Source organism: Nocardia sp. CS682, assembly GCF_004634405.1.
Classification (GTDB): domain Bacteria; phylum Actinomycetota; class Actinomycetes; order Mycobacteriales; family Mycobacteriaceae; genus Nocardia; species Nocardia ninae.
Genome location: NZ_CP029710.1, coordinates 5,597,186 through 5,619,977 on the forward strand (window position 1 = coordinate 5,597,186; position 22,792 = coordinate 5,619,977).

Sequence of the window (22,792 nt, forward strand, 5' to 3'; positions counted from 1 at the left end):
AGCTAGATCAACCCCGCAATCCGAATACCGTAAGATCGGCTGCCGCTGAGCTATCCGAGGTAGAGGTCGAGGAGGTACCGATGACTCCGCCGGTACCGGGTTGGTTCGCGGCTTCGGTGATCGGGTTCGGGTTCGTCGTGGTGGTCGCCCGTTGGCTGCTGGTGCGGGAGTCGATGACCAATCGGTTGGTCAACCGGATGCTGAGTTGGCAGACCGGGGCTGCAGCCATTGTGGAGTGGGGGGAAGGCACCGACTTCGCGGACCTGACGTATCGGGTGTTTCTGGCCTGTGGTGCGGTCACGGTCGCCAGTGCTTACGGCATTGCGGCCCTGCTCGCCGGTGCCGATCCGGCTACCGCCCGCCATCGACAGCGCGGGTATGACGCCGTCGCGGTTGTCGGTGCTGTGATCGTCGTGTTCCTCGGTCGGCAGGTGGACCCAACGGCACCGGGCTTCGGCTGGAAGTCACCGCTGCTCTGGGCGATGTTCAACATCCCGGTCGCCGCGCTGTCGATCAACATCATTCGCGCTACCGTGCGTGATCTTCGGGTGACGACGGCGACAACCCGCGAACGTCTTGTGTTCTCAGCACTTTTCCTGGTCGCGGTGTATTGCCTCTACTGTGCAGGCGCCTCCGGGGTGCAGGTCCTCGCCCGACAACCGTCGGACAGTCCGAGCGCGGACTGGACGCTGGCCTCGTGCTTCAGCATGTTCGTGATCACGACGTTGCTGGCCGTCCCGGTGGTCAACGCGCTGCTGGCCAGGGCAGGGTGGGACCGCACCGGTCGTCATTACCGTCGCCTGTTCCCACTGTGGCGCGACCTCACGACGGCCGTGCCCGGCGTCGTGCTGGACCAGGGCCCCGTGCGCCGGGATTTCGAGTCGCGGCTGTATCGCAGGCTGATCGAGATTCAGGACGCACTGCAACATTTGAAGCTGTACATGCCGCCGGGGGAGGAGCCGCCGCAGTCCGTCGACAGCTATGCCGCGCGGATAGCGCATGCCGCGGACAACAAGCTGCGCGGCCACGAACCCGTGGTGCCGGTATCGGTCGGTGATCGCAACGAACCGATCGCGCGGGACCGGGCCACCGACCTCGAGCGAATGCTGGAATTGGCAAGGGTGTGGCCGGGCGCTCGCATCGGTGTGCCGCACTTGAATGGAGCGCACCGATGACACTGCCCGCGCCGGTGACAGCGCCGGCACCGACGCCGATGATCATCACGGCGATCGCACTGCTGTGTGCCGTGACCTTGGCTCGATGGCTGGTCATCGAGCCGACGCCCGCCTCGCGGCGGGTCAATCGGGCGATCTCGTGGATATCGATCGGCTCGGTGGTGCACCAGTGCCTCGACGCCATCGGCTACGAAGAGCTGGCGATTCACCTCTATCTATGCTGCACGGTGCTGGCCATCGCCGATCTGTACGGTCTGGCAAGGCTATTCGCCGACGCCGATCCGGCTAAAGCGCGCGAGCGCCAGCGAATCTACGACGCGGCCGCCGTGGTAGCCGGTATCGCGACGGCGCTCGTCGGACGGACGGAAGGTACCGACGCGGGCTTCTGGCTGCGCGCGATAGTCAGTTTGGCTGTGTTCAATGTGCCGCTGCTCGTGTCCGGCGCATACATCACGCGTGCTTGTGTGCGCGATCTTCGCGTAGAGAACTCGCTGCTGAAGCGCATTCCCTACATCGGTCTGCTCATGCTGACGACCGGGTGGTTCTTCGGCTCGGGCCTGGCCGTGCTGCGCGCCTTCGACGGCAAACCACCGGGTTACATATCGACCGAGTGGAGTCCGGTGTCATGCCTGTTCTGTGTGCTTCTCGCGCTGGTGACCGGGGTACCGCTGGTCCACGCGATACTGGCGCGCATCGGCTGGGACCGGACCGGCCGCGAGCTGCGCAGGCTGGAGCCGTTGTGGCGCGACCTCACCACGGCGGTGCCCGAGGTGGTACTGCCCGCCGGGCCGGGGCCGCGCGAGCCCGAGTCGCGGCTGTACCGGACAACGGTGGAGATCAGGGACGCGTTGCTGCATCTCAAACCGCATCTGTCGGCCGACGAGCTGCCCGGGGCATCCGAGGAGACCTACGCGATGCAGATCGCCCGAGCGGCCCGCGCCCGCATGGACGGGATCGCGCCGACGGGCGCGCGACCAGCGCGCTTCCCCCAGATATCGGCGCGGGACATGCGATCTGAGCTCGCCCACCTGCTCGACCTGGCGCGCCAGTGGCCGCGGGCTCGCGCCGCGATCAGCGATCCCGCGCCGGCGAGCCGACGATGATGCTGCCGACCGCGCACTCGGTCAGCTCGTCCACCCCAGCCGCGACGGCGAAAGCGGCGGTGTCACTGAACCCTTGGGCGCACGCGCCGAGCCCCATCGCCGTCGCGGCGAGGTACACGGTCTGCATGACGACGCCGACGTGCTTCAAGATGCTGGCGTAGGCCACCTGCTCGTAGGTCCACATGACGCGCCCCGATCGCGCGGCGAGCAGCAGCACCAGCTGCGGTTCGGCGCCTTCCGCGAGGGTCGCCGAGGTGGCGCGCAGCAACCGTTGCACCGCAGGCGAATCCAGGTCGGCGACCGGCCGCAGCACATGGTCGAACGAGTCGTAGTGGTACATGCCCGGCGCGAGCCCGTCGACGTGTCGCACGATCGGGTAGAGCTCGAGTTCGTAGACGCTGCCGCCCGACGGATAGGGGCGCGACGCCAATTCCTCACCGGGACCGGCACTTCGGACACCGCGGGTGCGTGCCGTCCGATACAGCAACTCGCCCAGCTGATCTCGGGTGATCGGGTCGGCGTCGTCGAACGCCCGGGTCGATCGCCGGTCCTCGAGTACCGCCGTCAGCGTCGGATCCGCGGCCCGCAGCGCGGCGAGGTCCGGTGTCGCGAGCGGCACCGGCTCGCCGGGATAGTCCGGCTTGCGTGCGGGCGGCTGCGGGTACCTGTCCTTGGCCCACTTCGTCGGGCCGAACTGATCCCAGGTGACGGTGCGCTCGCCGAGCGTGCTGCGCCGGTGGAACCACAGGTCGGCGGCGTTCCAACTGCGGGTGGCGAAGTCGCGCTCCTCGTCCTCCGGATCCGCGACGAGGAACCCGCACCAGTGCAGATCGGCCGCGAGTTGCGACTTGATCGAGACCGGCAGCGGCGACTCGGCCGCGCCGAAACCGTCCAGTAGGGAAAGCAGCCTCGGATCGTGGATCCGCACATCACACCAGGACAGCGGGTGCTCGAGCACGAAACCATCCGAGTCACGGTGCAGCACGGCGAATTTCGACAGGGTCGCGCGCCACGGCAGCCGGGTGGCGGGCCGCGCGGGCGGCTGTCCGAACGGCCGGATGCTGTACAGATTGCGGCCGCCGTCGCGCACGGTGACCGACAGCCAGCCGCCGTCGGTCAGCCTGCCCATCAGCCCGGCGACATCCTCGGTGCCCGAACCGGCGGACAGTTCCGAGACCGTCGCAGGCCCCTGGTTCAGCGTGCGCAGTGCCTGCAGCTGTCCACTGCCCAGACCGGACAGCTTCTCGTTGCGCGGCGGGTTGAGCAGCAGCGCCCCCGCTGGGGTCGTCAGGCAGGTGACGCCTTCGCGCAGTGCGTATCTGGTCTGTTCGGGATAAGTGACGGCGGACAACACCGCTGACCTCCGCTTGTCGATCCGATGTGCTGGTAGCGCTTACTATTTCGCCGCGGTGGCGAAGGCGGGCTCCAGTTTGGTCAGCATGTAGGGCACCGACAGCGCGGTCGGCTGGTTGATCGCGCTGATCTCCTGGGTGGTGAGGAACACGATCGAGCCCTTCCGCACCGCGGGCAGGTCGGCGTAGCCGGGCAGCTGCCGGTACTTCTCGTCCAGGCCGGGGGAGTAGCCGGCGAGCACCAGGTCGGCGGTGATCTCGTCGACCCGCTCCGGGGACAGCGCCAGTCGCCCCTGGTTCGCGGGCAGGTCGGTGAGGTTCTTCGGGATGCTCATGCCCAACTGGGTGAACAGCTTGCTGGAGCCGTCGTTCGGATCGGTGAGCACCATGAGCTGCGAGGCGCTGGCCAGCCAGGTGCTGGCGAAGGTCTTGCCCTTCAGTCCCGGATTGGCCTGCACGATTGTCTCGATCTTCTTGTCGACGTCGGCGATCACCTTGGTGGCGGCGTCCTCTTTGTGCAGCACCTTGCCGAGCGCAGTCACCAGGTCCGGCCAGGGCGTCACCGCGTCCTTCCCGAGCGCGGGCAGCGTCGGGGCCACCTTGGAGAGCTCGTCATAGGTCTTCTGATCGGCGATGAACGGGTCGGCGAGGATGAGGTCCGGTTCCAGCGCCGCCACCTGTTCGGCCACATTCCCGACCGTGTTCAGGGCCTTCGCCGCGTCCAACGTCTTCGGCGCCCACGGCGGCGTGCTCTTGGATACCGCGGCGACATTGTCCACGTAGCCGACCGGCGTCACGCCGAGCGCCAGCGTGGTGTCGAGCCACTGATTGCCGAGGGCGACGATCTTTTTCGGAGTGCCCGGCACCGTGGTCGAGCCGCGGGCGTGCGTGATGGTGACCGGCTCACCGCCGGAACCGGCCTCGTCGTTCGACGAACCGCAGGCGGCCAGGCCCAGCGTCAGCGCGGCGACGACGGTGGCCATCGTCGCTCTGGCCCAGCGTGAGGTCCGAACAGACTCCATCATGTGGCCCCCTTCGAGGAAGATCTCAGCCGGTTCGGTAGAGCTACCGCCAGCGTAATTCAGCCAAGGCTAACCTATCTAGCCCGTCGGCCGACCCCGGCCCTCTTGATGGTTAGATCGGCTAACTATATAGTTTGCGGAGATAACGATCTGCGAGGGGCCGCCGTGACGCTTCCATCCACCGATCTCGATCTGGGCGAGGTCAGCACCATCCGCCGCAGGCTGCGGTACGACCGGGAGCACCCGCGCTACAAGTGGATCGTGCTGACCAACACCACGCTCGGGGTGCTGCTCACCGCGATCAACTCGTCCATCGTGCTGATCTCGCTGCCCGCGATCTTCCGCGGTATCGGGCTGAATCCGCTCGACGCGGGCAACGTCGGATACCTGCTGTGGATGCTGATGGGCTACCTGCTCGCGACGGCGGTGCTCGTCGTCATGTTCGGCAGGCTCGGCGACCTGTTCGGCCGAGTTCGCGTGTACAACTTGGGTTTCGCGGTCTTCGCGCTCTGCGCGCTCGCGCTGTCCTTCGATCCGTTCCACGGCGGCGCGGGCGCCATGTGGATCATCGTCTGGCGGGTGATTCAAGGCGTCGGCGGCGCGATGCTGACCGCCAATTCCGCCGCGATCCTCACCGACGCCTTCCCGGCGAAGCAGCGCGGAACCGCGCTCGGCATCAATATGGTTGCGGCCGTCGCCGGTTCTTTCCTCGGACTGCTGATCGGTGGCGTGCTGTCGGAGTGGGATTGGCGCGCGGTGTTCTGGGTGAGCGTGCCGATCGGGCTGTTCGGCGCGTTCTGGTCGTACCGCTCGCTGCACGAGGTCGGCATCCGGACGGCGGGCAAGGTCGACTGGGCGGGCACGATCACCTTCGGACTCGGGCTCACCGCGCTGCTCACCGGCATCACCTACGGGATACAGCCCTACGGCGGGCAGGCCACCGGCTGGTCCAGTCCGTGGGTGCTCGGGTCGGTGCTCGGCGGCATCGCGCTGCTCGGGGTGTTCTGCGTGGTGGAGAGCAAGGTCGCCGACCCGATGTTCCACCTCGCGCTGTTCCGTAATCGGGCCTTCGGGCTCGGCAATTTCAGCAATCTGATGGTCTCCATCGGCCGCGGCGGCATGCAGTTCATGCTGATCATCTGGCTACAAGGCATCTGGCTGCCGTTGCACGGCTACGACTTCGAGTCGACCCCGCTGTGGGCAGGTATCTATCTGCTGCCGCTGACCGTGGGATTCCTTGCGGCAGGGCCGCTCTCGGGCTGGCTGTCGGATCGCTACGGCTCACGTCCGTTCACCACCGGCGGTGCGTTCCTCGCCGGACTCACCTTCCTGCTGTTGCTGATCGTCCCCGTCGACTTCAACTACTGGGTGTTCGCCGCGATCATCCTGATCAACGGCGTCGGCAGCGGATTGTTCTTCTCGCCCAACACCGCGGCCATCATGTCCAGCGTGCCCGCCGCGCAACGCGGTGCGGCGTCCGGCATGCGCGGCACCCTGTTCAACGGCGGCAACGCGCTGTCCATGGGAATCTTCTTCTCGCTCATGGTCGTCGGCCTCGCCGCCAGCCTGCCCTCGGCCCTGGACGCCGGCCTGCGTGCCCAGGGTGTTTCCGTGGGCGCCGCCGCCGAGGTCGCCGCGATGCCGCCGGTGGCAAGCATGTTCGCGGCGTTCCTCGGCTTCAACCCGATCCAGGAATTGCTCGGCCCCACCGGCGAATTGACCAAACCCGGCGTGCACGCCGACACCCTCACCGGCCAGGAATTCTTCCCGCATCTGCTCACCGGGCCGTTCCACACCGGTCTGGTGGTCGTCTTCGTCGCCGCCGCCATCATGATGTTCCTGGCCGCCGCGGCCTCGTTCTGCGCGGGCGACAAGTACGTGCACGATGAGCAAGCCGAACTCGCCGAAGCCGACGAGCTCGCCCAGGCTGCGCCGGTACCCGCGCACTGATCGAACTTCATCGAAGATGAAACCCTGTCGGGCGCAATCAGTTCTACGCGGAAGGGCGCGGTCCTTCGACTAGGGCGTACAGGCCGCTGCGATAGCCGCCGTATCCCAGTAGAACGGGTGGACCTCCGAAATCCGGCCCTCGGTGATCGTAATCGTCTGCAGGATAGGGAAAGTGAGTTCCCGCCTGGTGGTGCGTGCGCGGGCGCGGACCAGCGTGTGCACCACCGGTCTCTCGCCGGTTGCCAGGAACTGCTGTTCCCGCAGTTCGAAGATCTCCCAAGTGCGCGCCATAGCGAGGAAGAACTGCTCGATCCCGGCATGCCCATGCCATGTTCCGCCGTAAGGCAATCCGGCAGCTTGATGCAGCACCACGTCGGTGGCGAAGTACGGGGCGAGCAGCTCGAACGAGGCACTGCCCGGTCCACCCGCCGCCATGTACTGCGCCTCGGCCGCATACATGCTGGTCAACACGGTCATCGGAGCAGTGGTGGATCGCGTCATGCGCCCAGTGTGTCCAGGTCCGGCGGCCGGGACCGGCGCTAATCGGACACTGCTTTCGCGGAGCCGCAGGACACCTGGTCGCACACGACGATCACATTTGGCAGTCGGGTGTCAGAGGATAACGCGCCGATCAGGGGGGAGGAACAACCCGTCTCCTTCTTTGACGTCGAAGGCCGTGTAGAACTCGTCGATGTTACGGACCACTTGGTTGCAGCGAAATTCGTTGGGCGCGTGCGGATCCGCTGCCAATTGGCGAATCTGCTGTTCCGGCCGAAGCTTCGCGCGCCGGGCTCGGGCGAACGCGAGGAAGACATTCGTGTAGTCCGGTGTCTCGTTGCCGCGCGAACGTTCGGCTCGGCGAAATGCCGCCAGTGCCATCGTGAGTCCGCGTAGGTCGGCGAGGTTTTCGCCGACGGTGAGCGCGCCGTTGACGTGGTGCTCAGGTCCGAGCCCGCTCGGCACCAACGAGTCATATTGCGCAATTAGAGCTTCAGCACGCTCATCGAATGCGGCGCGGTCGGCGGGCGTCCACCAATCCCGCAGGTTGCCGTCGCCGTCGAACCTGGAGCCCTGATCGTCGAAACCGTGTCCGATTTCATGTCCGATTATCGCGCCGATTCCGCCGTAGTTCATCGCAGGCTCTGCGTCAGGGTCGAAGAACGGCGGTTGGAGCATGCCGGCGGGGATCAGAATCGCGTTGTTGTTCCAGTCGTAGGAGGCATTTACCTCCTGCGGCGCCATCTTCCACTCAAACTTGTCGACCGGGGCGCCGAGCTTGGCGAACATCTGTTTCCACTCGTGCCGCATCGTCGCTCGAATATTGGCGACTCGATGGCCTGCGGTGATGCTCAGCTCGACGTAGTCACGCCAGGTATCGGGGTATCCGGTCTTGATGGTGAGCTTGTTCAGCTTTGCTATGGCGGCATCGCGGGTGGCTTGGGACATCCAGTCGGCGCGCGCGAAGCTCTCTCGGTATGCCGACACGATGTTCGCGATCAGCTCATCGGCATGCGCCCTGGACGCGGGTGGGAAGTGTTGTCCTACATACTCTTTGCCGAGCAGCTGGTCGAGATATGTGGAGACCGTGGCCAGCGCCGTCTCCTCGTCCCTCGGCCGCTGGGTCTGACCGCCGCGGGTCCGCTCGAAGAAGTCGAAACTCGCATCCGAGAATTCCTGATTCAGGTGTGGGGCGAACTCTCGGACAACCCCCAGGCGTAGGTAGTCGCGCCACTCGGCGATATCGACCTCTGACCATAGACGCGCTGCGGACGTAATGTAGGAGGGTTGAGCGATCACGATCTTGCTGAAAAGGCTGGGTTTGTCCGAGTAGGCGGCTAGCCAAGAGTCCCACTCGAAACCGGGGCCCATCTCGATGAGTTCTTGCCAGCTGCGGGGATTATAGGTCGCGGACGCGTCGCGGTTGCGCACCTCGTCCCAGTGCGCTGCGGCAATCCGATCCTCTAGGTCGAAAGTTCGCCTTGCCATCCCCGATGGATCGGCGAAGCCAGCTGATCGAGCGATTTTCTCGAGGAAAACCCGATACGCCGAGCGTTGGTCGGCCATGGCGGGCGATTGGTAGAACGAAGCCTTGAATCGCAAGCCGGCTTGGCCCAGCTGTGGACGATAGGTGGCCGAGTCCTTGCTGTCCGGAAACACCACCATGGCGAAGAGGCTGCACGCAGCGAGTGCGTTGTCGTACGGAAGCTCTAAAGCAATCGACGCCATGACCCGCGCCAGGTCGCCTTTGGTGGCAGCACCGTCGATGCTGCCGAGTAGGTCCGCGATGGGTGTGAGGCCGAGGCGTTCAGCGGCTTCGGTGTCCAGGCATGCGTCGTAGAAGTCGCGAATCTTTTGTTGGTCGGACCCGGGTGCCGGATCTCGGATCGTATCGATGATCGCCTCGAGTTGCTGCTGGACGCGGTCGGCGACTTCGAACCCGGTGCCGTAGGCGCTCTTGTCGGGCGGCAACTGATACTCCCGTAACCACCTGCCGTTGATATGTCGATAGAGGTCGTCTTGGGGCCGGACCATGGTGTCGACTTCTTCCAGATCTGAGCCGGAGCCGTTCTGTGGTCTTCCGGAGCATCCCGTCATCAGCGTGACCGACACGGGGATTGCCGCCAAGGCGATCAGCAGGGTCCGTCTGTCGAATCGTGTCGACGTGGCATGCCTCATCGGTACCTCCATCCGCGCGGTTGCCGGAGTCGGTGCATGGACGTGTTGTCAGAGCGAATGATCTGATGGATCTATCGGCCACGTGTCGTAGGTACCTCCGAGGCAGAAACCGGGCGTCATCGCGCCGGGAACCACTTCGCCGCCGTTGTTTTCGCACTCGGCGCGGCTGACCTCGGACTCGACTGCCGCCGGGTCGGGCCCGACAGTACTAAATGCGCCGCTCATAGCCAAGAGGCACAACAGATTCCGCATGACATTCCCCTCCGACCTGTTTTGTTCCATGGCACAGGTCGATCGGGACGATGGTGGACACAACAGACAAATCCGTACATCGCAGCGTCGACTTGTAGCTCATGTTCGGCCCCCTCGCGCGTTGTCCCGCTGCTGAGCGGCAGGTGCGCTTGCTACTGGCTGCAGCGTACGTCATCTTCACGAAATTGCAAGGAGTGCACAACAACTGGGGCAGCTTTCGCAGCTAGACCGCAGATCCGTTGATCTTGAATGGTGTCCCTGGATCGCGGGAGCTCGAAGGCATTGTCCTGCTTGAAGTTTGGCGGAGGTCTGATAGAGTTCGATGTAAAGACGGGGGTCGAAGAAACATATCGAACGTGGGGCGTTCGACGGTATCGGCCATCGGTCGTGTTCATCGGAGGGGACTACTTGGATTCAACGATCGGCGGCTTGGCCGGCTAGCGCGCGCTTTTTTGGAACCGCCTGCCGCGGAGCCGTTTCAGGCAACTGTCAGTCATGCTGATGAAGTTGTCTGTCGACGACTACGGTGTAGCGCCAAAAAAGCTGATCCGGCGATATTTCCAGGGGGGTGGAGCTACTGCGTTCTGATACCTGAATGGGGAATCTGGCTATGAAAATTGGCCGCATCTATGCTTGACGACGAGATGGGAATATCCGAATCATGAGATCGAATAATCGAATCAAGATGCTTTTGGCTGCTGTGCTGGGAGCAGCTTCATTGACGTTATCGGTACCTGCGACACTGGTAATGTCGGCGCCTACTGCGTCGGCTGCTTCGCGAGACGATGACTGCTACGCTCTCTACGAAAGTACTTTGGCAACCTGTGACTCGATCGCGGCCAACGGCGGCGATCCCGCGCCTTGCTATCACGCTGCCCTTGGAAATTTGCGGGAGTGTCTGAAAGGATAGGAAATGATGGATGAGAATCCGGATCGGCTCGCCGATATTATCGCCGAGCGGGTCGTTGACACGAGCTCCGGCCCGGTCAGTCTGGTCTTCTTCCGGCCGACTTGCTCGGGGGCTACATGGAATTGCCGGTTTTCGATCAGCGGCATGGCTGGGGCACGTGACATCGAGTCCGCATCGTCGGGCCGGGATTCTCTAGAAGCGCTGATGCTAGCAATAGTGGCTGCTTCGATGTTCTTCTACGATTCATCAACATTATCCGAAATGAGTGTCTTCGGTGACCGTGAGATCGGGCTGCTGAAGACCACCGAGGCGACAAACGGTGATCTCGAGTCGACCTTTACGCTGTCGGCGCCGAAAAGATGACCAAAGGCCGTCGGCGAGGCCTGGCGCGAGAACGGCCTCGCCGACGGTAGACATTTCACGATGGATTCGGTGACGGATCCAGGGGGAGGGGCTCGCGGTGCCGCACGGCAACTACCTGCGAAACATCGAAGCCTTCTGCGGCGATGCAGATGGGCTGTACTACTCGGATCCGCACGAACTCAATGGTGACACTGCTTTCGTCGCCAGTGTCGATACGGGTTGGCGGACGAACTACAGTAACGGATGGACTCACTGCAGTCCGCCTCCGGATACTGCCCCCCGGCCGCCGGACCAGGGGTGGAAGATCCACATCAGCTCTGTTCCGGAACAGTGCGAAGATGTACTTCGAATAATCTCGGCGTATTGTATGGAAGCGCATATTCATTTCAAATACTTGCCCGATCGAGGCGCGTTCTCGAAGGCTAATGCCAAATATGCGCCACGTAATTCGTCGGGAAAATTCATTACGATCTATCCGCGTCCGTCACAATTGCACGCAATACTGAATGATCTCGAATCCATGCTGAGTTCGTTCGACGGCCCGTATATATTGTCCGATGTCAGGTGGGACTCGGCGCCGGTGTTTCTTAGATATGGCGGATTTGTCAGCCGAATGGCTACGGTCGATGGTGCCGTAGTGCATACGATAACGGACGCTGGCGGCGGGTTGGCGGAGGACCAGCGACTGCCGTACTTCGTGCCACCCGTAGCCGGTCGCATACCAGAATTCCTGAAGAAATCGATTTCAAAACGCGTCGACGCCGGTAATGAAGCTTTTCCGTTTATCGTCGATACCGCGCTGCATTTCTCGAACTGCGGCGGGGTCTATGTGGCACGTCGGTCGAATGATCTCACCGAGGTGGTATTGAAGGAGGCTCGCGCACACGTAGCGGTAGACCGCAATGGAGACGATGCGGTCGCCAGACTCGGGAATGAATACCGTGCATTAACAGCACTCGCGTCGGTCGACGGAGTTGCCGACGCGTACCGGCTGCTGACGGTCGGCGACCACACCTTCATGGAAATGGAATACGTACACGGAGTCTCGTTGTATGAGTGGGTTGCGGCCCACTATCCGTACTCGGAGCGTTTCGACGTCGCCGACTATGCGGCTCAGGCGGTACGAATCGGTCAGTCACTTACTTCGATAGTGGAGCGGGTACACGAGGTCGGAATCGCGATAACAGACCTACAGCCGCGAAACATCATGATCGGCGACGACCTCGCGGTTTCGCTCATCGACTTCGAACTTGCCAAGCCGCTGTTCAGTGACAATATCCGGACAATGGCAACGCCGGGATTCATCCCTAGACTGCGCTGCTCCAGGCAACAGCAGGATCGGTACGCGCTGATGCGGACTATTGTCCATATGTTCAGCCCGCTGACGCCGTTGCCCGCCATCACCGATGAGATATGGATTCGGCAGCGCGCATACATTCTGCAGGTGTTCGGGCGAGAGATCGCTGAGTGGGTGGACCTGCTCGATGGAAATCTCGGTGGGCCGTTGAGTGCATCAGTGGCACATGATAGAGAATTTCTGCGGGTCTCGATTCCCAGCACCGGTGCCGATTCGGCACAGCATCTGACGAATGAACTCATCGGCGGGATCGTTCGATCCCACCGCTTCGACGGCGACCACCCGTACCCGGGCGGCCCCCACCAATTCGATGAGAACGGCGGTGTAAACATTGCCAGTGGCTCGCTCGGTGTCGAACTGATGCTGAGTAGGCACATGGCACGGCCCGGCAGGCAAGCGCATACCTCAGCTGTGAATGTTGCTGCGGTGCTGGAAACTTCGGATTACAGCCTGTTGTTCGGTCGTCTCGGGATGTCATGCGCGCTGCATGAGATGGGGCGCCATCGGGAACTGGTCGGCGATTTGATTGCCGATGTGGCCCTGGATTCCCTGGACGTGGGCCTCGGTGACGGATTGGCGGGAATTGCGTTGGGGCTCCATTCTCTGTGCCGCACCGGCTACACCACTGCAGACGCTCCTGCGGCACGTGCGATGAAGCACTTGGAGGCTGCGAGCTATGGCCAACTCGACAGTGAGGCGCCCAGGCCAGGCCTGTTCGATGGACTTGCCGGCGCCGCGGTGGCGCTTGCGCTCGTCCTGAAACAATCAGGGCGAGACGGGGAGAAGTATCGCAAGCTCGTTGTACGGCTGCTCGACAGATCAATAGCGCAACTGGTCGAAGCGCCGGATGGATCACTGCAGGTGCGTGAAAATGGCAACTTCTACCCGTATCTCGGTTCCGGTTCCGCAGGCGTCGGACTGGCGGTGGCCATGTGTGCGAAAGCAGGCGTCGAGCTGGATGATTCGTTCAGCTCGGTACTAGAGCGGATCCGACTGGCGTGTGCGGTGCGTACCTGCCTGTGCCCTGGCTTGCTGGATGGGATGGCAGGCCTGGTGCTTGCGGATCGACAGATGGCTGCTGCGCTAGGGATGCCCGTCGGCATGGCCCCAGCGGCGAAGTTCGACATGTTCACCTTCATCGATGCAGGAGGCGGAATGCTGACATCGGGGTATGGATCTCGGCGACTGGTTGCCGACTACTCGACCGGGTCCGCGGGCGTATTGGCGGCACTGGCCCCCGACCTGACGATGCACAGCTGGTTGCCGATCGCGCATCCGGACAAAGTCTGAACAAACGCGTTGGCCTGGACCGAAGAAGCGACGATCGGTCGGCCCGGATACCGCAGGCGACAACGAAAAGTCCGTTGTCGGTGTGGAGGAGGAAATTATGACACCTGGGAGGAGGTGTGATGAAAAACATTCTTGATCTTCAGAAGCTGGAAACCCCTGGTAAGGCCGACAGAACTGACCCGACGATTCAAGAAGCCTGGTCTACGTGGAGCTCTGGCTGCCACGAAAGCTGGAGCACAGCCAGCACCGGATGCTTCTGACGTTGTCTGAACCGGGGGCGGCGAACAAGTCGAAATGTTGCCGCCCCCGGCCGCGTGCCGGACCAATGGTCACGTCGGTCGGCGATCAGAAGGTGACGCGCTGATCCGGCGCCATGAAGAGTTTGTCACCCTCCTTGACGCCGAACGTGCGGTAGAACTCATCCAGGTTACGCACGACTTGGTTGCAGCGGAATTCGTTGGGGGAGTGGGTGTCTATCGAGAGGTAGCGGACCGTGAGTTCCTCGGTTTGCTTCTCGCGCCAGCTGCGGGCCCAGGACAGCAGCATGGTGCGGTAGTCGGGATCGTCGATGCCGCGCCGCTTTTCGGCGATTCGGAACGCCGCCAAGGTGATCTGCAAACCGCGCAGGTCGGCGAGGTTCTCGCCGACGGTGAGTTCACCATTCACGTGCTGGCTAGGCTCGAGCCCCTCCGGCACCAATGCGTTGTACTGGTCGACGAGCTGCTTGGCCTTGGCGTCGAAGGCGGCCCGGTCCTCGGGGGTCCACCAGTCGCGCCGGTTGCCGTCGCCGTCGTATTTCGAGCCCTGATCATCGAAGCCGTGGCCGATCTCGTGGCCGATGGTCGCCCCGACGGCACCGAAGTTGACGGCGGCCTGGGCGTCCTTGTCGAAGAACGGCGGCTGCAGGTAGGCGGCGGGGAAGACGATCTGGTTGGAGCTTGCCGAGTAGTAGGCATTCACCGTCTGCGGCGACATTCCCCATTCGGTCTTGTCGACCGGACCGCCGAGCCGGGCGAACGCGCGCTTGACCTCGAATTCATTGATGGCGAGCAATGATTCGATCAGCTTGCCCTTGGTGATCTTCAGTTTCGAATAGTCGACCCACTTGTCCGGGTAACCGATCTTGGGATCGATCTTGTCGAGCTTCGCCAGGGACGCCTCCCTGGTCGCGGGCGACATCCAGGACGAGTTGGTGAAGTTCTCCCGATACGCGGCGATGACATCGTCGAGCATTTCTTTCGCGCGCTGCTTGGCCTCGGGGGGAAAGTACTTCTCCACGTACACTTTTCCGAGCTGCTCGCCGAGTTTCTCATCGACGATGCCGACACCGTACTTCCAGCGCTCCGGTCGCTCTTCCTGCCCGTTGAGCACGCGACCCTTGAACTCGAAGTTCGCGTCGTTGATCGCCTTGGGCAGGAACGGTGCGAACTCGCGCAGCACGCTGAGCTTCAAATAGTCACGCCAGGTAGGGATGTCGACCTCGGTCCACAGCTGTCCCGCCGCGGTGATGAAGGACGGCTGGCCGACCACCATCGTGTCGAACAGCTGCTTCGGCCGGTCGGTGTTGCCCGCCAGCCACGGGTCCCAGTCGAATCCCGGTGCGAGAGCGACCATGTCTTTCCAGCTGTACAGGTTGTACGTCGCGTCGGCATCGCGGTTGCGCACATTGTCCCAATGCGCGGGCGCGATGCGCTTCTCCAGATCGAACACGCGCTGCGCCATCGCGGCGGGATCGGCGAAACCCGCTCCTGCGGCGATGCGTTCGAGGAACACCCGGTATTGCGCCAGCACCTCGGCGTTTTCGGGCTTGCGGTAGTACTGCTCGCCGAGCCCTAGCCCGGACTGGCCGACCGAGGGAATGTAGGCGTTGGAGTTCTTCCGGTCCGTGCCGATACCGAGTCCGATCAAACCGCTGATCGGCAACTCGGCCATCACCTTCGCCAGGTCGGCCTTGGTCGCCGCGCCGTCCACCTTGGCGAACAGCCCGGCCAGCGGCGTCATGCCGAGCCGCTCGATCGTGTCCCAGTCCACCCTGGCGTCGTACAGGTCGCGGATCTGCTGCTCCTCGGATCCATCCTTGGGATCCTTGATGCCTTCGACGATCTCGCGCAGTTGCTGCTGGGTGCGTTCGAAGGCCTCGCTCGTGGAGCCGAAGGAGGTCTTGTCCGGCGGCAACTGATACTCGCGCAACCACTTCCCGTTGACATGGCGGTACAGATCGTCCTGCGGCCGGATCGCCTCGTCCGCGCCACCCATGTCGACGCTGGTGAGCGCTTTACTCGTCTCCTTGGTATCGCTCGCGCAGGACGCGAGCGCGGCAGCGGCCGGCACCGCCCCGAGCGCGATCAGGAAGGCACGACGGTCCAGCTGTCCGAGACGTGTCACGCGGATTCCTCTCCCGATGCGGTCCGCCGCATCCTCGTCAGGCGCAATTTGTTCGCCCGAGGCTACCCGCCCGCGGTGCTACCGGCTGCCCCATCTCACAGGGTGACCCGCTGGTCCGGCGTGAGGAACAGTTTGTCGCCCGCCACGACGCCGAAGGTGCTGTAGAAGTCGGCGATATTGCGGACCACCTGATTGGCGCGGAACTCGTTGGGCGAGTGCACGTCCATGGTGAGCAGCCGCTCCTTGGTCTGCTTGGTCGCCTGCTGCCGCCAGATCCTGGCCCAGGACAGGAACACGGTTTTCAGGTCCTGTTCAATACCGTCGCGCTGCGCGGCAGCACGGTATGCGGCGAGCGCGATCTGCAAACCGCGCAGGTCGGCGAGGTTCTCCCCGACGGTCAGTGCGCCGTTGACGTGCTTGCTCGGATCCAAGCCGTCGGGCACCAGCGCGTTGTACTGCTCGATCAGCTGTTTCGTCTTGGCTTCGAAAGCGGCGATGTCCTCGGGTGTCCACCAGTCGCGTCGATTGCCGTCGCCGTCGTACTTGGCGCCTTGGTCGTCGAAGCCGTGCCCGATCTCGTGTCCGATCACCGCGCCGATGCCGCCGAAGTTGACCGCGGATGCGGCATCGGCGTCGAAGAACGGTGACTGCAGGATGGCGGCGGGGAAGGTGATCTCGTTCGCGGTCGGGTCATACATCGCGTTGACCGTCTGGGGTGGGAAGCCCCACTCGGCCCGATCGACCGGTGTGCCGAGCTTGCCGAGAGATCGGTTGACCTCGAAAGCCCTTGCAGCACGCAAAGATTCGACCAGTTTGCCCTTGGTGATCTTCACCCCGGAGTAGTCGATCCACTTGTCCGGATAGCCGATCTTGGCGACGATCTTGTCCAGCTTCGCCAGCGCCGCCTGCCTGGTCGGCGGCGACATCCACGACGAGTTGGTGAAATCTTGCCGGTAGGCGTCCATCAGATCGGCCACCAGCGCCTTGGCCCGATCCTTGGCTTGCGCTGGAAAGTGTTGCTCCACATACAGTTTGCCGAAGGGCTCGCCGAGATACAGGCTGACCGTCGCGAGGCCGTCCTTCCAAGGCTCCTGGCGTTGATCGCGGCCTTGCAGTGCCTTGTCGACGAAATCGAAGGCGGCGTCGGCAATTGCCTTGGGCAGGTAAGGGGCGAATTCCTTGACGACACTGATGCGCAGGTACTCACGCCACCGATCGATGTCGACCTCGGCCCACAGGTTTCCTGCGGCCGTGACGAACGACGGCTGCCGGACCACAATGCTGTCGAAGAGCTGCTTGGGTCGGTCGGTGCTGCCCGCCAGCCACGGATCCCAGTCGAATTGTGGTGCGAGCCTGGTCAATTCGGCCCAGCTCAGCAGGTTGTAAGTGGTGTCGGGATTCCGATCGCGGACGCTGTCCCAGTAGCCGGCGGCGATCCGGGTCTCCAGGTCGAGCACCCGCTGCGCGGTACCGGTGGGATCGGTGAGTTTCGCGCCCGCGGCAATGCGTTCCAGATAGGTGCGGTAGGCCGCGAGCTGCTCGGCGTACTCGGGCTTGCGGTAGTACTGCTCGTCCAGATTGATGTCGATGCCGGACTGGCTGACCATGGCGATGTAGTTGGCAGAGTTCTTCTGGTCGACCACGACCTGCAACCCGATCAGCCCCGCGATCGGCAGCGAGCCCATCACGCGAGCGAGGTCCGCCTTCGTCGCCGCGCCGTCGATCGCCGCGAGCAGATCCGCCACAGGCGTTGTGCCGAGTCGCTCGATCTCGTCACGATCGAGCCTGGCGTCGTACAGATCGCGGATCTGCTGCTGTGTCGAACCCGGTTGGGGATCGCGGATGCCCTCGACGATGCCGCGCAACTGCTGCTCGGTGCGGTCGTTGGCCTCGTCGAACGACCCGAACGACGACTTGTCCGGCGGCAGCCGATAGTCGCGCAACCAAGCGCCGTTGACGTGGCGGTAAAGGTCGTCCTGGGGACGGACCGCCGGATTCGCGCCCGCCAGATCGACGCCGGTGAGCCGAACATCCGAGACCTGTGATTGCTGGGAGCAGGAGGCCAACGCCGCCGCCGCGGGCGCGGCCGCCAGGGCGAGCAGGAAGGCGCGGCGATCGAGACGAGCGGACGAGCTCAAGAGCATCCCCTTTTCGGTACGGTCGAGCCGAACGGTGCTTCGTTGATCTTGCTCGATCCGAGGGTAGTGGCGCCCGCCTGCTAGCCCGAGTTTCCAGGTGCGCGTCCGCACCCCCTGGATTCCCGACCGACCCCCGATTTGGGAACGACCTGGGGATTCACCTACACTAGACCGGTTGCCTGCGGGAGCTATGCCCGCAATCCGGCAGTGAACCCCCAGTGGTTGGTTCTCGAGTTGCACATTCAGAGCCACGAAACCGCTGGCAGGCGCGCGTCCGGAGGGCAACTGACCATGCCCGTCGGGTCGGCAATCCGGCGTGCGTATACATCCAGGTCCAGGAGGAGCTGAAGTGATTCAGCAGGAGTCGCGACTGCGCGTCGCCGACAACACGGGCGCGAAGGAAATCCTTTGCATCCGCGTTCTCGGTGGTTCGTCGCGTCGCTATGCCGGTATCGGCGACATCATCGTCGCTACCGTGAAGGACGCTGTCCCCGGTGGCAACGTCAAGAAGGGTGAGGTCGTCAAGGCCGTCATCGTGCGCACCACCAAGGAGCGCCGTCGCCCGGACGGTTCGTACATCAAGTTCGATGAGAACGCGGCCGTGCTGATCAAGGCGGACAACGACCCGCGTGGCACCCGCATCTTCGGCCCGGTCGGCCGCGAGCTGCGCGAGAAGAAGTTCATGAAGATCGTTTCGCTGGCCCCGGAGGTGCTCTGACATGAAGGTGCACAAGGGCGACACCGTGCTCGTCATCTCGGGTAAGGACAAGGGCGCCAAGGGCAAGGTCATTCAGGCCTACCCCGAGCGCAACCGCATCCTGGTCGAGGGCGTGAACCGGATCAAGAAGCACGTCGCGAACTCCGCCAACCAGCGCGGCGCCTCTTCGGGCGGCATCGTGACCCAGGAAGCTCCGATCCACGTGTCCAACGTGATGATCGTCGACTCCGATGGCAAGCCGACCCGCGTCGGTTACCGGACCGACGAGGAGAGCGGCAAGCGGGTCCGGATCTCCCGTAACAACGGGAAGGACATCTGACATGACTACCTCTGAGCAGACCCAGCCGCGTCTGAAGGCGCGCTACCGCGCCGAGATCAAGGACGCGCTGAACAGCGAGTTCAACTACGCCAACGTCATGCAGATCCCCGGCGTGGTCAAGGTTGTCGTGAACATGGGTGTCGGCGACGCCGCCCGTGACGCGAAGCTGATCAACGGTGCCGTCAAGGACCTGGAGCTGATCACCGGTCAGAAGCCGGAGATCCGCAAGGCGACCAAGTCGATCGCGCAGTTCAAGCTGCGTGAGGGCATGCCCATCGGTGCGAAGGTCACCCTGCGTGGCGATCGCATGTGGGAGTTCCTGGACCGCCTGGTCTCCATCGCGCTGCCCCGTATCCGCGACTTCCGCGGCCTGTCGCCGAAGCAGTTCGACGGCAACGGCAACTACACGTTCGGCCTCAGCGAGCAGTCGATGTTCCACGAGATCGACGTGGACTCCATCGACCGTCCGCGCGGTATGGACATCACCGTCGTGACCACCGCGACGAACAATGAAGAGGGCCGCGCCCTGCTCAAGCACCTCGGCTTCCCGTTCAAGGAGAACTGACGATGGCCAAGAAAGCACTGCGGATCAAGGCTGAGGCCAAGCCGAAGTTCGCCGTTCGCGCCTACACCCGCTGCCAGCGTTGCGGTCGTCCGCACGCGGTCTACCGCAAGTTCGGCCTCTGCCGCGTCTGCCTTCGTGAGATGGCGCACCGCGGTGAGCTCCCGGGCGTGCACAAGAGCTCCTGGTGAGCTTGCGCTCTTCGTGAGTGCGCCCGCGTAAGCGGGAACCTGTACAAAGGCACGGCCTCCGCTGGAGGCCGTGCCTTTGCGCGTTTATTCGCGGTGTGGGACGAATCCAACGGAACCGCGGCGACGCCTGGTGCGTCAGATAAGAAACGGGGGACAAACCGCCGCCTGCGTCACCATCGAGAGGAGTGGGCCCATGGGAGATCCATCGTCGCTGTCGGTCGAGCCCGAAGAGGTGAAAGCGTTGGGGCGGATGGCCTACCAGATCGCGGACGAGTTGAAGTCCGGGTATTCGTCGCTGGTCACCGACACGAAGGTCACGATCGACAGCTGGGCGGGGAACAACGCAGGCGCTTTCACCGCCGCGTGGGATGAGTTCCATGAGGGTGCGGACCAGGTGTGGGACGCATTGTTCGAGCTGGCCGAGAAGCTCGGGGTCACCGCCGAAACCCTCCGCACGACCGACCAGTCCTACGCCGCCGGCCTCAGCTCCCTGGACCTGCCTTGATCGGGGCATCTGATGACCGGTGAGACACCAGCATTCTCGGTCGACCTCGCCAAAATCGAGGAGTTGGCCGCTCGTATGCGCGCATACAAGGCGGCCGTCGCCGATCGCTTGGCCGAGCTGGAGGCGAAGGCCAAGGAAGTCGAGGGAGTGTGGGTCGGCGCGGCGGCAGTGGCCTATAGCGAAGCGCATACCGAGTGGGCCGCAGGTGTCACCGACATGCAAGACGGGCTCGCGACCCTGGAAGAGGCGCTGAAGAAAGCCCACGAAAGCTACACCAACGCCGCCTCCCAAACCCTCCGGATTCTCGGCATATGACCGAGAAACTCGAGGTGGATCCCAAGGTCTATTACCAGGCCGCCACCAACTGCTTCGACGCCGCCGCCGCCCTCAACGACAGCTTCAAATACGTCTTCGCCGAACTCAACAGCTGCGGGCAAATGGCAGGCCGAGACGAAGACGGCCGAGCCTGGGCCACCTCCTACGACGAGTCGGCCCGCGAAACCGTATCCTTCTTCGACCAAACCTTCTCGACCCTGCGCGCCTACGGCACCGCCCTCAACGACCTCGGTTTCGAACACGCCAAATCCGATGCCGCGCTGAAAGGTACAGCCCAGCCCGACCGCCCGGCCGACGCACCATCAACACTGACCTTCGGCCCCTACGCCCTCCCCGCATCAGCCGCCGGCGGAACCCCCCAGGGCCTGGCAAAAACCTCCATCGAGGTACTAGACGCCATCAACTGCCCCCTCCCCGACGGCAACACCGACACACTCACCAAAGCGGCCGACGCCTGGGATCGGCTCGGCACGATCTACCAGAACACCAACGCCAAAGACAAAATCACGATCTCGGCCAGCCTCTTCGACGGAGTGACCTCCAAGGACGCGGCGCAGGTCCGCGAAGACCTGAAGACCCTAGAGACCTCCATCGGAGCCCTACTCGACACATGCAAGCAGATCAGCAAGACCTGCCTCGATTACAAGCAATCGATCGAAGAACTACGCAACGAGGTCAAGGGCTTCATCGAAGCCATCATCCAAGAAGCCGCGATCAACGTAGCGGTCACCGTAGTTGCCACCTGCCTCACCGGCGTCGGCGGCCTGATCGCAGGCGCCAAAGCTGTCGAGTCGGCTCGACGCTGGGCAGTGAAGATCAAAGCAACTGTTACCGCCTGGCGAGCACGGAAGGCATTGCAGCTCAAGGGGTTGGCCGAAGATGCGAAGGCTGCTCTCGCAAAGGGCAAGCAAGCCGTCAAAGACCTTTATGAACGCTTGCGATCCAAGCTGCCAAGCAAGGCAGGAGCAAGGAAGACCTATCCCTCCGGAGAGAATCTCACGGATGCGGAGTACGTTGCAAAGTATGGCGAGCCGGGCAACTGGAAGTATCCAGGGAAAGATTATGCTGTTCCCGGGACAAAACAGGATGTCGATCTTCCTGCAGGAATGAAGATCGATCGATACGGATCGGAATATGGGTCTTGGCTGTCGCCGGAGGGGACCCCGCTGACCGCACGTTCGCTGCCGCCGGACACGCTCGCAACCAAGGCATACAACACCTACGAAGTGGCACCCGGTGCAAAGCTCCCACCGGGGTGGACTATCGAGGAATCGAAGGTAGCTTCATGGTTCGGCGAGGAGGGCGGCGGGATCCAATATCGGATCCTGAAGTCGAAGAGTCCCGAGGTCGAAGGAAGCGTGGCGGATCTAATAGCTTGTGGATATCTGATCTGATGAGCGGTCGTGTGACTTCGAGTTTATAGCAGAAAAGGACAAATGTTTTGACGCACGCAGCGATTGATCTACGGATATTCCCGTCGGATATGCGGCGAGTAGTGCGCAGTTGGTACGAATGGCAGGCTGCCTCGGTACGCAGTCAAGGCAAGGATCTCGGTCGAACTCGAATCCCGGGAGCTGATCCAGAGTATGAATTCTGGCTTGCCAACACGCCGCGATCCGAAGGCGCTCGACTGTATCTAGACATCGGTGGACTCAGCTGGGTTGTTGCTGGTTCTGGAGATGGCTGGCTTCTGACGAAAGATGAGCGCAATCTCCCTAGCCCGGTCGGTGAGCTTCGCAGCTTCGCCGACATGGAGAAATATCTCCTGTGCTTGATGGGGGGAGTGCCTTACGTTGGAAGGCTCCGCGCTGAGGCGCCCGGTACAAGATGGTATCGGGAAGGCGTTCATCCCCGTGTGCGGCTCGAAAAGGTAGATCCGACTCTCGAATATTCGGATAGACTTCTCTACGTCGATGACGAAGTCGTCGATCGGGGGCATCTCGGAGAAATTGACGCAGTCAGATTCTCGCATCCGTTAGTGATGAATTATCAGCAGATCGAGTCTACTTTCAAGGCAGGCTTGCCGTCCGAGTGGTTCGCACATGAGATCGACCTGCTCGAATGACTTTCTGCTTGCGCAGATTCTTTCAAGCATTGCCGACAGCCTCAGTTGATACTGATTGACAATATGAAAATTATCCCGAATTGTGGAGGCGGGCGGAAGGTCAACTGGCCATTGGAAGGATTT

19 protein-coding genes are annotated in these 22,792 nt (G+C 63.0%); 13 read left to right on the forward strand and 6 right to left on the reverse strand.

Annotated features, from left to right (window positions below; genetic code table 11):
- The first annotated feature begins 80 nt into the window (after positions 1-80).
- Both DMB37_RS25160 and DMB37_RS25165 read left to right on the forward strand, forming a co-directional pair.
- On the forward strand, positions 81-1,175 hold the full coding sequence (locus DMB37_RS25160) for an MAB_1171c family putative transporter (RefSeq protein ID WP_135234784.1): 1,095 nt from the start codon (positions 81-83) through the stop codon (positions 1,173-1,175).
- A complete protein-coding gene (locus DMB37_RS25165; RefSeq protein WP_135234785.1) occupies positions 1,172-2,278 on the forward strand; it encodes an MAB_1171c family putative transporter in 1,107 nt (368 codons plus the stop codon). The genes DMB37_RS25160 and DMB37_RS25165 overlap by 4 nt, the downstream gene beginning before the upstream one ends.
- Here DMB37_RS25165 and DMB37_RS25170 read toward each other — a convergent pair.
- Both DMB37_RS25170 and DMB37_RS25175 read right to left on the reverse strand, forming a co-directional pair.
- Positions 2,247-3,629: a SagB family peptide dehydrogenase gene (locus tag DMB37_RS25170; RefSeq protein ID WP_135237819.1), complete on the reverse strand. Its 1,383-nt coding sequence runs from the start codon at positions 3,627-3,629 to the stop codon at positions 2,247-2,249. The genes DMB37_RS25165 and DMB37_RS25170 overlap by 32 nt on opposite strands.
- A 45-nt stretch (positions 3,630-3,674) precedes the next feature.
- Positions 3,675-4,655 carry an ABC transporter substrate-binding protein gene (locus DMB37_RS25175; RefSeq protein WP_370465203.1) on the reverse strand — a complete coding sequence of 327 codons (981 nt, stop codon included), beginning with the start codon at positions 4,653-4,655 and terminating at the stop codon, positions 3,675-3,677.
- A gap of 162 nt (positions 4,656-4,817) precedes the next feature.
- On the opposite strand from DMB37_RS25175, the gene DMB37_RS25180 reads away from it, so the two are divergent.
- Positions 4,818-6,602, forward strand: coding sequence for an MFS transporter (locus tag DMB37_RS25180; RefSeq protein WP_135234786.1), 1,785 nt, complete (start codon positions 4,818-4,820; stop codon positions 6,600-6,602).
- A gap of 69 nt (positions 6,603-6,671) precedes the next feature.
- On the opposite strand, the gene DMB37_RS25185 is transcribed toward DMB37_RS25180, so the two are convergent.
- Both DMB37_RS25185 and DMB37_RS25190 read right to left on the reverse strand, forming a co-directional pair.
- On the reverse strand, positions 6,672-7,103 hold the full coding sequence (locus tag DMB37_RS25185) for a nuclear transport factor 2 family protein (RefSeq protein ID WP_206055015.1): 432 nt from the start codon (positions 7,101-7,103) through the stop codon (positions 6,672-6,674).
- A 111-nt stretch (positions 7,104-7,214) separates the two neighbouring features.
- The gene (locus tag DMB37_RS25190; RefSeq protein WP_135234787.1) at positions 7,215-9,278 is read right to left on the reverse strand and encodes a M13 family metallopeptidase; all 2,064 of its coding nucleotides are present in this window, start codon (positions 9,276-9,278) and stop codon (positions 7,215-7,217) included.
- A gap of 1,165 nt (positions 9,279-10,443) precedes the next feature.
- Between DMB37_RS25190 and DMB37_RS25195 the strand changes: the two genes are divergently transcribed.
- Both DMB37_RS25195 and lanKC read left to right on the forward strand, forming a co-directional pair.
- Positions 10,444-10,803, forward strand: coding sequence for a hypothetical protein (locus DMB37_RS25195; RefSeq protein WP_135234788.1), 360 nt, complete (start codon positions 10,444-10,446; stop codon positions 10,801-10,803).
- Between the two features lie 97 nt (positions 10,804-10,900).
- Positions 10,901-13,450: a class III lanthionine synthetase LanKC gene (gene lanKC / locus DMB37_RS25200; protein WP_135234789.1), complete on the forward strand. Its 2,550-nt coding sequence runs from the start codon at positions 10,901-10,903 to the stop codon at positions 13,448-13,450.
- A 345-nt stretch (positions 13,451-13,795) separates the two neighbouring features.
- Here lanKC and DMB37_RS25205 read toward each other — a convergent pair whose 3' ends face one another.
- Positions 13,796-15,835 (reverse strand): M13 family metallopeptidase, encoded by a 2,040-nt coding sequence (locus DMB37_RS25205; protein ID WP_135234790.1) that lies wholly within the window; start codon positions 15,833-15,835, stop codon positions 13,796-13,798.
- 95 nt (positions 15,836-15,930) lie between these two features.
- The gene (locus DMB37_RS25210) at positions 15,931-17,973 is read right to left on the reverse strand and encodes a M13 family metallopeptidase (protein WP_370465205.1); all 2,043 of its coding nucleotides are present in this window, start codon (positions 17,971-17,973) and stop codon (positions 15,931-15,933) included.
- A 349-nt stretch (positions 17,974-18,322) separates the two neighbouring features.
- Between DMB37_RS25210 and rplN the strand changes: the two genes are divergently transcribed.
- The 8 genes from rplN to DMB37_RS25250 all read left to right on the forward strand — a co-directional run bounded on the left by rplN (position 18,323) and on the right by DMB37_RS25250 (position 22,669).
- Positions 18,323-18,691 (forward strand): 50S ribosomal protein L14, encoded by a 369-nt coding sequence (rplN, locus tag DMB37_RS25215; protein WP_107654146.1) that lies wholly within the window; start codon positions 18,323-18,325, stop codon positions 18,689-18,691.
- 1 nt (position 18,692) lies between these two features.
- Positions 18,693-19,010 carry a 50S ribosomal protein L24 gene (rplX, locus tag DMB37_RS25220; RefSeq protein WP_107654147.1) on the forward strand — a complete coding sequence of 106 codons (318 nt, stop codon included), beginning with the start codon at positions 18,693-18,695 and terminating at the stop codon, positions 19,008-19,010.
- Position 19,011: 1 nt separating this feature from the next.
- Positions 19,012-19,575, forward strand: coding sequence for a 50S ribosomal protein L5 (rplE, locus tag DMB37_RS25225; protein ID WP_107654148.1), 564 nt, complete (start codon positions 19,012-19,014; stop codon positions 19,573-19,575).
- Between the two features lie 2 nt (positions 19,576-19,577).
- Complete coding sequence (locus DMB37_RS25230; RefSeq protein WP_040731429.1) at positions 19,578-19,763, forward strand: type Z 30S ribosomal protein S14; 186 nt, start codon at positions 19,578-19,580, stop codon at positions 19,761-19,763.
- A 193-nt stretch (positions 19,764-19,956) separates the two neighbouring features.
- Entirely contained in the window at positions 19,957-20,268 is a 312-nt protein-coding gene (locus tag DMB37_RS25235; protein WP_135234792.1) for a WXG100 family type VII secretion target, read from the forward strand.
- Positions 20,269-20,280: 12 nt separating this feature from the next.
- Positions 20,281-20,583: a WXG100 family type VII secretion target gene (locus DMB37_RS25240; protein WP_135234793.1), complete on the forward strand. Its 303-nt coding sequence runs from the start codon at positions 20,281-20,283 to the stop codon at positions 20,581-20,583.
- The gene (locus DMB37_RS25245; protein WP_135234794.1) at positions 20,580-21,998 is read left to right on the forward strand and encodes a TNT domain-containing protein; all 1,419 of its coding nucleotides are present in this window, start codon (positions 20,580-20,582) and stop codon (positions 21,996-21,998) included. Before DMB37_RS25240 ends, DMB37_RS25245 begins: the two co-directional genes overlap by 4 nt.
- A gap of 47 nt (positions 21,999-22,045) precedes the next feature.
- Positions 22,046-22,669 (forward strand): hypothetical protein, encoded by a 624-nt coding sequence (locus tag DMB37_RS25250; RefSeq protein ID WP_135234795.1) that lies wholly within the window; start codon positions 22,046-22,048, stop codon positions 22,667-22,669.
- Positions 22,670-22,792: the final 123 nt, after the last annotated feature.

Bases quoted from the DNA above. Each gene is read 5' to 3' on its own strand.
- DMB37_RS25160 (WP_135234784.1), top strand. From the start codon at position 81: ATGACTCCGCCGGTACCGGGTTGGTTCGCGGCTTCGGTGATCGGGTTC.
- DMB37_RS25165 (WP_135234785.1), top strand. From the start codon at position 1,172: ATGACACTGCCCGCGCCGGTGACAGCGCCGGCACCGACGCCGATGATC.
- DMB37_RS25175 (WP_370465203.1), bottom strand. From the start codon at position 4,655: ATGATGGAGTCTGTTCGGACCTCACGCTGGGCCAGAGCGACGATGGCC.
- DMB37_RS25185 (WP_206055015.1), bottom strand. From the start codon at position 7,103: ATGACGCGATCCACCACTGCTCCGATGACCGTGTTGACCAGCATGTAT.
- DMB37_RS25190 (WP_135234787.1), bottom strand. From the start codon at position 9,278: ATGAGGCATGCCACGTCGACACGATTCGACAGACGGACCCTGCTGATC.
- DMB37_RS25195 (WP_135234788.1), top strand. From the start codon at position 10,444: ATGATGGATGAGAATCCGGATCGGCTCGCCGATATTATCGCCGAGCGG.
- rplX (WP_107654147.1), top strand. From the start codon at position 18,693: ATGAAGGTGCACAAGGGCGACACCGTGCTCGTCATCTCGGGTAAGGAC.
- rplE (WP_107654148.1), top strand. From the start codon at position 19,012: ATGACTACCTCTGAGCAGACCCAGCCGCGTCTGAAGGCGCGCTACCGC.
- DMB37_RS25230 (WP_040731429.1), top strand. From the start codon at position 19,578: ATGGCCAAGAAAGCACTGCGGATCAAGGCTGAGGCCAAGCCGAAGTTC.
- DMB37_RS25235 (WP_135234792.1), top strand. From the start codon at position 19,957: ATGGGAGATCCATCGTCGCTGTCGGTCGAGCCCGAAGAGGTGAAAGCG.
- DMB37_RS25240 (WP_135234793.1), top strand. From the start codon at position 20,281: ATGACCGGTGAGACACCAGCATTCTCGGTCGACCTCGCCAAAATCGAG.
- DMB37_RS25245 (WP_135234794.1), top strand. From the start codon at position 20,580: ATGACCGAGAAACTCGAGGTGGATCCCAAGGTCTATTACCAGGCCGCC.